At 64.4% G+C, this 9,074-nt stretch carries 7 protein-coding genes; 3 read left to right on the top strand and 4 right to left on the bottom strand.

From position 1 onward, the window contains the following. Positions 1–157: 157 nt before the first annotated feature. The 4 genes from I5W_RS15020 to I5W_RS15005 form a co-directional block, all read right to left on the bottom strand. Complete coding sequence (locus I5W_RS15020; RefSeq protein ID WP_044529835.1) at positions 158–1,174, bottom strand: DUF3034 family protein; 1,017 nt, start codon at positions 1,172–1,174, stop codon at positions 158–160. A gap of 51 nt (positions 1,175–1,225) precedes the next feature. Next, positions 1,226–3,622 carry a putative bifunctional diguanylate cyclase/phosphodiesterase gene (locus I5W_RS15015; RefSeq protein WP_044529834.1) on the bottom strand — a complete coding sequence of 799 codons (2,397 nt, stop codon included), beginning with the start codon at positions 3,620–3,622 and terminating at the stop codon, positions 1,226–1,228. A gap of 44 nt (positions 3,623–3,666) precedes the next feature. Continuing rightward, the gene (locus I5W_RS15010) at positions 3,667–4,350 is read right to left on the bottom strand and encodes a methylamine utilization protein (protein WP_044529833.1); all 684 of its coding nucleotides are present in this window, start codon (positions 4,348–4,350) and stop codon (positions 3,667–3,669) included. A gap of 170 nt (positions 4,351–4,520) precedes the next feature. Continuing rightward, entirely contained in the window at positions 4,521–5,141 is a 621-nt protein-coding gene (locus I5W_RS15005; RefSeq protein WP_017450277.1) for a TetR/AcrR family transcriptional regulator, read from the bottom strand. Positions 5,142–5,404: 263 nt separating this feature from the next. Here I5W_RS15005 and I5W_RS15000 point away from each other — a divergent pair, with 263 nt between their 5' ends. The 3 genes from I5W_RS15000 to I5W_RS14990 form a co-directional block, all read left to right on the top strand. After that, positions 5,405–6,907: an efflux transporter outer membrane subunit gene (locus tag I5W_RS15000; protein ID WP_044529832.1), complete on the top strand. Its 1,503-nt coding sequence runs from the start codon at positions 5,405–5,407 to the stop codon at positions 6,905–6,907. 160 nt (positions 6,908–7,067) lie between these two features. Continuing rightward, a complete protein-coding gene (locus I5W_RS14995; RefSeq protein ID WP_044529831.1) occupies positions 7,068–8,294 on the top strand; it encodes an HlyD family secretion protein in 1,227 nt (408 codons plus the stop codon). A 38-nt stretch (positions 8,295–8,332) separates the two neighbouring features. Beyond that, on the top strand, positions 8,333–9,074 hold a 742-nt coding region (locus tag I5W_RS14990), incomplete at its 3' end, for a DHA2 family efflux MFS transporter permease subunit (protein ID WP_044529830.1).

Here is a 9,074-nt window from a genome sequence, read left to right as displayed (position 1 = left end):
ACCTGCTCATCACAGGCAGGCCGCCCAGGGCCTTGAAAAGGCTATCATCCGGCGCCTCCTGCGCTTGCGCCAGGCCCAGGGTGCCAGCCAATGCCAGCGCCGCGGCAGCCTGCGAAATCGGGCGTATCATCATCGCTCTTGCCTCACTCGAAGTTGCTCAAAAACCGGTCTGCAACGATAGATAGACGCCGCGCTGCCGCTTGGGGTTGTAGATGGTGATGTCACCCAGCGCCACGTAGGCCAGGGTCAGCGACAGGTTCTTGCTGGGGAACCAAGCCAGGAAGGCATCGTAGTAATCCTTCTCGGGGTCGGCGGCAAGGTTGCGCGGTTTCATCCGATATTCCGCACCCAGCACCAGTCGGCGATTCATCAGATAAGCCATCGAGAACTCGCCCATGGCCTGATAGCGGTCGCCCTGGTCGCCGCCAAAGCCCAGCAAGCCCATCTGGTTGGCCTTGGTCAGGCGCAGGGTAGCATTGAGCAGGAGGCTCTGGTCCAGCAGGATCTTGGTGGCCGCGAGGTAATAATCGATACCACTCTCGCTGGCCGCCCCCAACTGCTTGACGCTGGTGAGCGTCGGCAGGCCGCCGATGCCGTGGTTGCGCTTGAACATGGTCCCCACCGCGATCTGCGGCAGCCAGCGGTCCTGGTCATAGACGGCGTCACCGGCCAGCTTGAGCTTGATGCCGACGATGTCCTGGGTGATCTTGAGATCGGCCAGCGGCGCAGCACTGCCGTAGAACGCCTGCTTGGCCAGCGACAATTCCACCCGGTCCATCAGCCCCACCGCCACGCCATACGACTTGAGCGTGTAATCCTGGGTAGCGATGACGGTGGCATGGGCATTGGCGCCATAGCTGTCGCGCGTGCCATAGCCGGTGATCAGGGCCCAGGGCGTCAAGCCGCCACCGCCCGCGCCCTCGACCTGGATCACGCCGGCGGTGGCGGTAAGCTTGCCCAGGTCCGGCTTCCAGTCTGCCCGCTCGGGCGCTGCCGGCGCATCGTTGGCGGTATTGGTCGCACGCATGGCCTGCGCTACCTTCTTCTGCTGGGCCAGCGCCCAGGCGTCGCGCTCGGTATCGCTCATCTGCGCCGCTGCCGGTACACAATGCACCCACAGCGCACAAAGCGTGACCAGCAGTGCCCAGCCGGCGCTGTGGTTGATCTTGTTCATCCTGCCCTACCCCTTTGATGATGTCGTTCCGGCTCGGCCCGGACGCTGCGTTCACCCGACCAGGTTACCGGACAACGCCGGCCTGTGCGGTGCGCGCCATTGCTGTCGCCATTCCAGGAAGCCTTCCACCGGCATCGGCTTGCCCATGAAATAGCCTTGCCCCTGGTCGCAGCCCATCTGCCGCAGCAAGAACCAGACCTCCTCGCTTTCTACCCCTTCGGCCACCACGCGCAGCCCCAGGTTGTGGCCGAGGTCGATAGTGGAACGCACGATCTTGGCGTCATCCTGGTCCTGCGCCATCTTCATGACAAAGGATTTGTCGATCTTCAATTCATCCACCGGCAAGCTCTTCAGATAGGCCAGCGAGGAATAGCCGGTACCGAAATCATCGATGCTCAAGGCAAAGCCCATGGCCGAGAGTCGCTCCAGGGTGTTCTGGGCGCGTCCCGGATCATCCATGATGGCGCTTTCGGTGATTTCCAGGCAGAGTGCGTCGGGCGTGAGGCGATGGCGCTCCAGGATGGCGGCAAAGGCGGCCGGCAATTCCTGGTCCAGCAGGTCGCGGGTGGAGAGATTGACCGAGAATTTCAAGGACAAGCCTTGCACCTGCAGTTGTGCCGACAGGCCGGCCACCTTTTCCATCATCCACAGGGTCAACATGCGGATGAAACCGGTGGTTTCGGCAAAGGGAATGAAATTGTCCGGGCCGACAAAGCCCTTTTCCGGGTGTATCCAGCGCACCAGCGCCTCGGCCCCGATCACCGCACCGGTGCCCAGTTCCAGCTTGGGTTGCAGGTACAGCATGAATTCATCGCGTTCCAGCGCACGCCGCAATTCGGACAACAACGACAGGCTTTCCTGGCTGCTCTGGTCGATTGCCGGGTCGTAGATCACCACGCCGCTGCCCTTGCGCTTGGCGGTGTACATGGCGACCTCGGCACGACTGAGCAGTTCGCCACTGTTCTGGCCATGCGCGGGATAGCCAGCCACACCAATGCCAGCGCCCAGGTCCACCGTCTGCTCCTGCAGCGACAAGGGCTGTTCCAGCACGCGCAGGATATGCGCAGCCTGGGCCAGCGCACCATCGAGATCGACCCCGGGCAGCAGGATGGCGAATTCATCCCCACCCAGGCGCGCCACCTTGGCGCCCGGGTGCAGCAACTGGCCGGACAGGCGCAGCGCCACCTGGCGCAGCAGATCGTCGCCGAAGCTGTGGCCGAGCACGTCATTGACTTGCTGGAAGCGGTCCAGGTCCATCATCAGGATGTAACAACTGCCCCCGCCACTGCGCTGGACCTGGGCAATCGCCTCCTTGAGCAGATCGGCAAACTGCACCCGGTTGGGCAGGCCAGTCAACTGGTCCTGGTACGCCAGGCGACTGATCTTCAGTTCGCGGTTGGCGATCTCCGAACGCATGGTCTCGAAGGCCGCGCCGAGCCGGCCGATTTCATCCTGGCGCCGCAGGTACAGACCTTCGCTGTAGTCGCCCTCACCCAGCCGCTTGGCCACCGCCGCCAGCTCGCGCAAGGGGCTGGTGATGCGGCGTGCCATCACGGCGCTGGCCAGCGCCGCCACCAGCACGCCCAGCACCGTGATGCTGAGCAGGATCAGTTGCAAGCGCTGATAAGGCGCCACCGCTTCGCTGACCGAGCGCTGCAGCACGGCCACCGCTTCCTGACCATTGCTGGCACGCGCCAGCGGCAGGATGCGGGCGCGGTACTGGTTGCCATCGATCTGCAGGTCGGTAGCACCGGCCAGGCCCATCTCGGTGTGACCAGCCTGGCTGGCCAGCATCTGCGTCTGGGCAGCCGGCAGGGTCGAGACATCGCTGCCCCAACTGCCGCTGTCACGCTGGCGCACCAGGATCGAGACCTGCAATTGCGACAGCGCCCGCATGTCATTGACCAGCGCCGGACCCACCGGGAACCCCATCACCACCCAGGCAATGGTGACCGGCGCCTTGACCGGCACGGCCACGATCTGGAACAGCTTGTCCCCCACCACGGCGCTGTCGGCCGCGCCATTGGCGTTGCCATTGCCGGCCTTGCGCACCAGTTCCAGGCTCACGCGCTGCAGCTCGGGGTCGGCCAGCTCCAGGGTGGAGGCATGGATGCGGCCATCGGTGCCGACCAGCATTCCGATGGTGGCGCCGATGCGCGCCCCATGGTTGGCCAGCACCGAGGCGATGGTGTCGCGGTCATCCGTGCCGATGGCTTGGCGGAATCCGAAGTCCGAGGCCAACAGGCGCGCACCCTGGGTCAGCTTCTGGGCGTTCTGGTCCAACAGGCGCGTGAAGACGCGCTCGCCGATCACCAGTTCGTCACTGATGGCGCTGCGCGCATTGCGATCGATGGCGGTTCTGATCGCCACGAAGCCGGCCACTTGCACCACCACGATGAGGATGATGAACAGCGCGACGATCTTGCTTTCCAGACGGTATAGACGCACCCGGGCCCCGTTTCCTGTTGACTGGATGATGGGTGATGCGCGCCTTACAGCGGCACCGCCTTGACATTGAGTTTGATGACGGCCCGCCCATCGCCCTGCACTTCCAGCGGCTGCTCCAGCGCCGCCTGGTTCGGCCCCATGGTGAAGTACCAGGCCTTGAGCGTGTAACGGCCATTGGGCAGGCTCTCCAGGCGGACCGCCCCGCTACGCTCGGTGACGCCGAAATAAGGCGTATTGACCACCTGCACATAGGCCACCATCTCATCATGGATATTGCAACCCAAGACCACCGTACCAGGCTTGTCGAACAGTACCGGACTGCCCGGCACACCGGAATACAACTTCAGCTCAAAGGTCTTGGCCGGCGAAAACGAATAGACGTGATGCCGCACGGTGTCATGATTGGGAAACAGGATGGGCGTCCCCGTCTGCACCACCGTCACCAGCGGCAGGAAGGTCTTGTTCTTCTGCTCGATCTCGACCTGGCGCGGCTTGGCCGGTGCCGGCGCCCCGCCTGCCGGTTCGGCGTAGACCACCGCATTGGGCAGCGGCTGGCCGGCGTTATCCAGTACCTGCACCGCCACCTCCGCCGCCTGCGCCCCCAGGCTCCAGGCCGTCGCCCAGGTCAGGAAAACCGACTTGGCGACGGTGCGTCTCATCTTCTTTTTCTGCATATTGCTGTCACTGAAAATGGGTTCGAGGACATTGATGCATGGCAGGCAGATCATGCATCCTGCACTATACGCAAGCCCCTTGGCCTTCATATCGGGATGTTTCTGAATTGTTGCGTGGCAATATACACGCAAACGGCCAGGCAACCCAATCGCGGGGCCGCCTGGCCGTTTGCCGCCTAAACCTTCACTTAGGTAATTATGCCTGTGAAAGTTCTTGAAGTTCTTCAAGCATCGCTGCGCTGCGCAGTCAAGTACCCGATCACCGCCGGCAGGATCTCCGGCCGCACGCTGCCCGGCGACACCCCGCCCGGGCCGGTCAGCACCACCGCCTTGATGAGCGCCTTCAACATGCGCTGCACCACGAAGGTCGCCACGTCCAGGTCGGGCGTGGTGATGCTGTGGCGATGCTTTTCCAGCACCCGACGGATGGCATCGAAGAAGCCCTGGCGAATCTCGGTGGAAACCGGCAGGTTGTAGGCCGGGAATTCCTCTTCCAGGATGCGGTTCAATTCCGGCTCCAGCAGGTGGGCCGCCACCAGCGCGCTGATCAACTTGTCGAAGTCACTGGAGAGCGTACCGGAGTCGTCGATATGCGCCACCACGTCTTCGAACAACGCCAACATGCGGGTGGCATGACGCTCGCGCAGGGCAAAGATCAAGGCATCCTTGTTGGGGAAATACTGGTACAGCGAACCGACGCTGATGCCCGCCGATTCGGCCACGAGATTGGTATTGGTCTTGGCATAACCGCGCTCGACCAGCACGCGCGACATGGCATCAAGGATGGTATCGACCATCGCCCGCGAACGTGCTTGGCGAGGTTCTTTTCTGGGTTGCAGTTTCATTGGCAGCTTTGATAAGGAATTCGCCCCGCCCCCGATGCGAATTCTCAACGTGAGTGATTGTTCGTATATCCAAGTATAATACGAAAAATGAGTTTTTACTCGCCGACCCCAGGATAGTACTCGTAAATCCGGTCCCGCGCATTGCGCCGTATCAGGCTAGTGCCACAAGACCTCCAGGCCGATGGCCCATCATGCAGCCTGGCGCGGGTCGCGAAACGAAAAAAAGAACTCGTATCGCCAAATACCTCTTCGTGGAGAATTCTATGAAACGCATCACGTCGCCCGCCTCTGGGCCGCGGGTGATCGCCGCCCATGCCATGCTGGCCGCCCTGATCGGCGCACTTGGCCTGTCTGGCTGTGCCAGCTTCGACGGCATCGGCAGCGACAAGCAACTGGCGCAGGCGCGCGACTTCAGCACCCAGCGCAGCCTGTCGGCCCCCAATCCCGGCGCCCCCGACGGCCAATGGCCGGGCAGCGACTGGGTCCAGCAGTTCGGCGACGCCCAGTTGACCGCGCTGATCCAGGAAGCCCTGGCCTCCAGCCCCAACCTGCAACAGGCACGTGCCCGCATCGGCGCCGCCGCAGCCCTGGCCGAAGCCCGCGGGGCACCGCTGTTGCCCAGTGTGGATGCCCAAGCCTCGCTGATCCGCAACCAGTTCTCCAGCACCTCGATCTACCCGCCGCCCTATGGCGGCAACTGGTACAACGAGAAAAAGGCCGGGCTGAACGTCGGCTACGAACTGGACTTGTGGAACAAGAACCAGGCCGCCCTGGCCCAAGCCATCTCCAACGAAAAAGCCGCCCAGGCCAGCGAACAGGAAGCGCGCCTGGCGCTGACCGCCTCCATCGTCTCGGTCTACAGCCAACTGGCTGCGCAATATGCCGTGCAGGACATCCTGCAGCGCACCGTACAGCAACGCAGCGCCCTGGAGAGCATCACCGCCGAGCGCGTCAAGACCGGCCTGGACAGCCAGATCGAACGCAACCAGTCGCGCACCAGCAGTGCCGATGCGCGCGCCCAACTGGAGCAGAGCGCCGGCCAGATCGTGCTGCTGCGCCAGCAACTGGGCGCACTGACCGGCCGCGGCCCCGACCGCGGCCTGCAACTGGCGCCGCCCACCCTGCAGAACCTGGCCACCCCTGCCCTGCCGGCCGACCTGCCGCTGAACCTGCTGGGTCGCCGCCCTGACATCGTGGCCGCGCGCTGGCAGGTGGAAGCCGCCAGCCGTGGCGTGGACATGGCCAAGGCCCGCTTCTACCCGGACATCAACCTGAGCGCCATGATCGGCTTCGACAGCCTCATCGACAGCAACCCTTTCACCGCCGCCAGCAAGAGCATCGCCTTCGGCCCGGCGATCACGCTGCCGATCTTCGAAGGCGGTGCGCTGCGCGCCGGGCTCAAGGGGGAATACGCCAACTACGAGCTGGCCGTGGCCACCTACAACAAGACCTTGAACGATGCCTATGCCGACGTGGCACGCCAGATCGCGGCGATCCACTCGACCGAGCGCCAGTTGCCGATCCGTCGCGAAGCCCTGCAAGCGGCCGAGCGCGCCCATGACCTGGCACGCGAACGCTATCGGCTGGGCCTGATATCGCACCTGACCTTGCTCTCCGCGGAGACCGGCGTGCTGGCCCAGCGCCAGTCGCTGGTAGCCCTGCAGGCGCAGCGCCGCGAGCAGCAGGTCGCGCTCTACAAGGCTCTGGGCGGCGGCTTCGATGCCCAGCAGGCCGGGCTGGCCTACAGCGCCGCCCCGCCGCACTGATGGGCCATGCTCGGCACCAATGCTTGCGCCAGAAGTGAAGTTTTGAACCCAATCCAGCCCGCCACCGGCCTCTCCACCCTGCCGCCGGTGACCGGGACGGCCAGCTGTTCCAACAGCCAGGCCGACTGACCGCCTACAAAGAGATAGAACGGAGTCCTCCATGAGTGACAGCACCACCCAAAACAATCCACCCGCCAAGGCCAACGGCAACGGTAATGGCAAACGCACCCGCCAGTTGATTCTGCTGACCGTGGTCCTGGTGATCGTGGCCGCCGCCTGCTTCCTGTACTGGTTCCTGCACGCGCGCTTCTTCGAAGAAACCGATGACGCCTACGTAGGCGGCAACGTGGTCCAGATTTCGGCCCAGGTCGGCGGCACGGTCGTGGCCGTCAAGGCCGATGACACCCAATTGGTCAAGCTCGGCCAACCGCTGGTGGCGCTGGACGCCGCCGATACCAAACTGGCCCTGGATCAGGCGCAGGCTGCGCTGGCCCAGGCAGTGCGCCAGACCCGCCAACTGTTCCTCAACAATGACACGCTGGCGGCCAACGTGGCTGCCGCCGACGCCAACCTGGCGCGCGCCCGCGAAGACCTGCAACGCCGCCAGGCCGGCTTGTCCTCCGGCGCCGTCTCGCAGGAAGACGTCTCGCACGCCCGCGATGCCCTCAAGAGCGCCAGCGCCGCCCTCGACCAGGCACGTGCCGCTGCCGCCGCCAACCGCGCCCTGACCGACCACACCAGCGTGACCGAACACCCCAACGTGTTGCAGGCCGCCACCGCCGTGCGCAATGCTTACCTCAACTACGCCCGCGTCAACATCGTGGCGCCGGTCTCGGGCTTCGTCTCCAAGCGTTCGGTGCAGGTCGGCCAGCGCATCGCCGCCGGCAATCCGTTGATGGCCATCGTGCCGCTGGAACAGATCTGGATCGATGCCAACTTCAAGGAAAGCCAGTTGCAGCACATCCGCATCGGCCAGCCAGTGGAAGTGATCGCCGATGTCTATGGTTCCAGCGTCAAGTACAAGGGCACCGTGATCGGCTTCTCGGCCGGTACCGGTGGCGCCTTCTCGCTCTTGCCGGCACAGAACGCCACCGGCAACTGGATCAAGGTGGTGCAGCGCGTGCCGGTGCGCATCGCCCTCGATCCTGAGCAGGTGCGCGCCCATCCGCTGCGCATCGGCCTGTCCACTACCGCCACCGTCGACATCCACGGCGACGGACGCGCGCTGGAAGCGGTGCCCACCAATTACCAGACCAATGTCTACAACGACCTCGACAAGCAGGCCGACGCCATCGTCGAACGCATCATCAGCGACAACGCCAGCGGCCTGCCACAGGCACGCAAGAGCAAGGCCGGCGCCGCACCGGTGGTGGTGCCGCACACCTGATCGGCGACCGCTGCCTTCACTGGACAATGACTTAAGCCATGGCCAACAGCCCTACTCCCCCCAAGCCTTACACACCGCCGCCACCGCTGACCGGCGCCAACCTGGTGCTGGGCACCTTGTCGGTGTCACTGGCGGTGTTCATGAACGTGCTGGACTCTTCCATTGCCAACGTCGCCATCCCGACCATCTCGGGCAACCTGGGGGTGTCGGTCGATGAAGGTACCTGGGTCATCACCTCCTTTGCCGCCGCCAACGCCATCTCCATTCCACTGACCGGCTGGCTCACCCAGCGGCTGGGCGCGGTGCGCCTGTTCGTCACCTCGGTACTGCTGTTCGTGCTGGCCTCGTGGCTGTGCGGACTGGCGCCCACGCTGCCCATCCTGCTGGGCGCGCGCGTGTTGCAGGGCCTGGTGGCCGGCCCCATGGTGCCCTTGTCGCAATCGCTGCTGCTGGGGGCCTACCCCAAATCGAAATCCTCCTTCGCGCTGGCGCTCTGGGGCATGACCGCAGTGGTGGCGCCGGTGGCCGGGCCAGCGCTGGGTGGCTGGATCACCGATAGCTATACCTGGCCCTGGATCTTCTACATCAACATCCCGGTGGGCCTGATTGCGGCTGGCGTCACGCTGGCCATCTATCGCTCGCGCGAGACGCCCACCCACAAGCNTGCCATCGACAAGATCGGGCTGGCGCTGCTGGTGACCTGGGTGGGCGGCTTCCAGATCATGCTCGACAAGGGCAAGGACCTGGACTGGGTCGCTTCGCCAACATCGTCACCCTGGG

Origin of the sequence: Herbaspirillum sp. B65, from assembly GCF_000333555.1 — a bacterium.
Taxonomy (GTDB): Bacteria; Pseudomonadota; Gammaproteobacteria; order Burkholderiales; family Burkholderiaceae_D; genus Herbaspirillum; species Herbaspirillum rubrisubalbicans.
The sequence above is the reverse complement of the archived record's forward strand: the minus strand, read 5'-3'. Positions and strand labels throughout refer to the sequence as shown.

Bases quoted from the DNA above. Each gene is read 5' to 3' on its own strand.
- I5W_RS15020 (WP_044529835.1), bottom strand. From the start codon at position 1,174: ATGAACAAGATCAACCACAGCGCCGGCTGGGCACTGCTGGTCACGCTT.
- I5W_RS15010 (WP_044529833.1), bottom strand. From the start codon at position 4,350: ATGATCTGCCTGCCATGCATCAATGTCCTCGAACCCATTTTCAGTGAC.
- I5W_RS15005 (WP_017450277.1), bottom strand. From the start codon at position 5,141: ATGAAACTGCAACCCAGAAAAGAACCTCGCCAAGCACGTTCGCGGGCG.
- I5W_RS15000 (WP_044529832.1), top strand. From the start codon at position 5,405: ATGAAACGCATCACGTCGCCCGCCTCTGGGCCGCGGGTGATCGCCGCC.
- I5W_RS14995 (WP_044529831.1), top strand. From the start codon at position 7,068: ATGAGTGACAGCACCACCCAAAACAATCCACCCGCCAAGGCCAACGGC.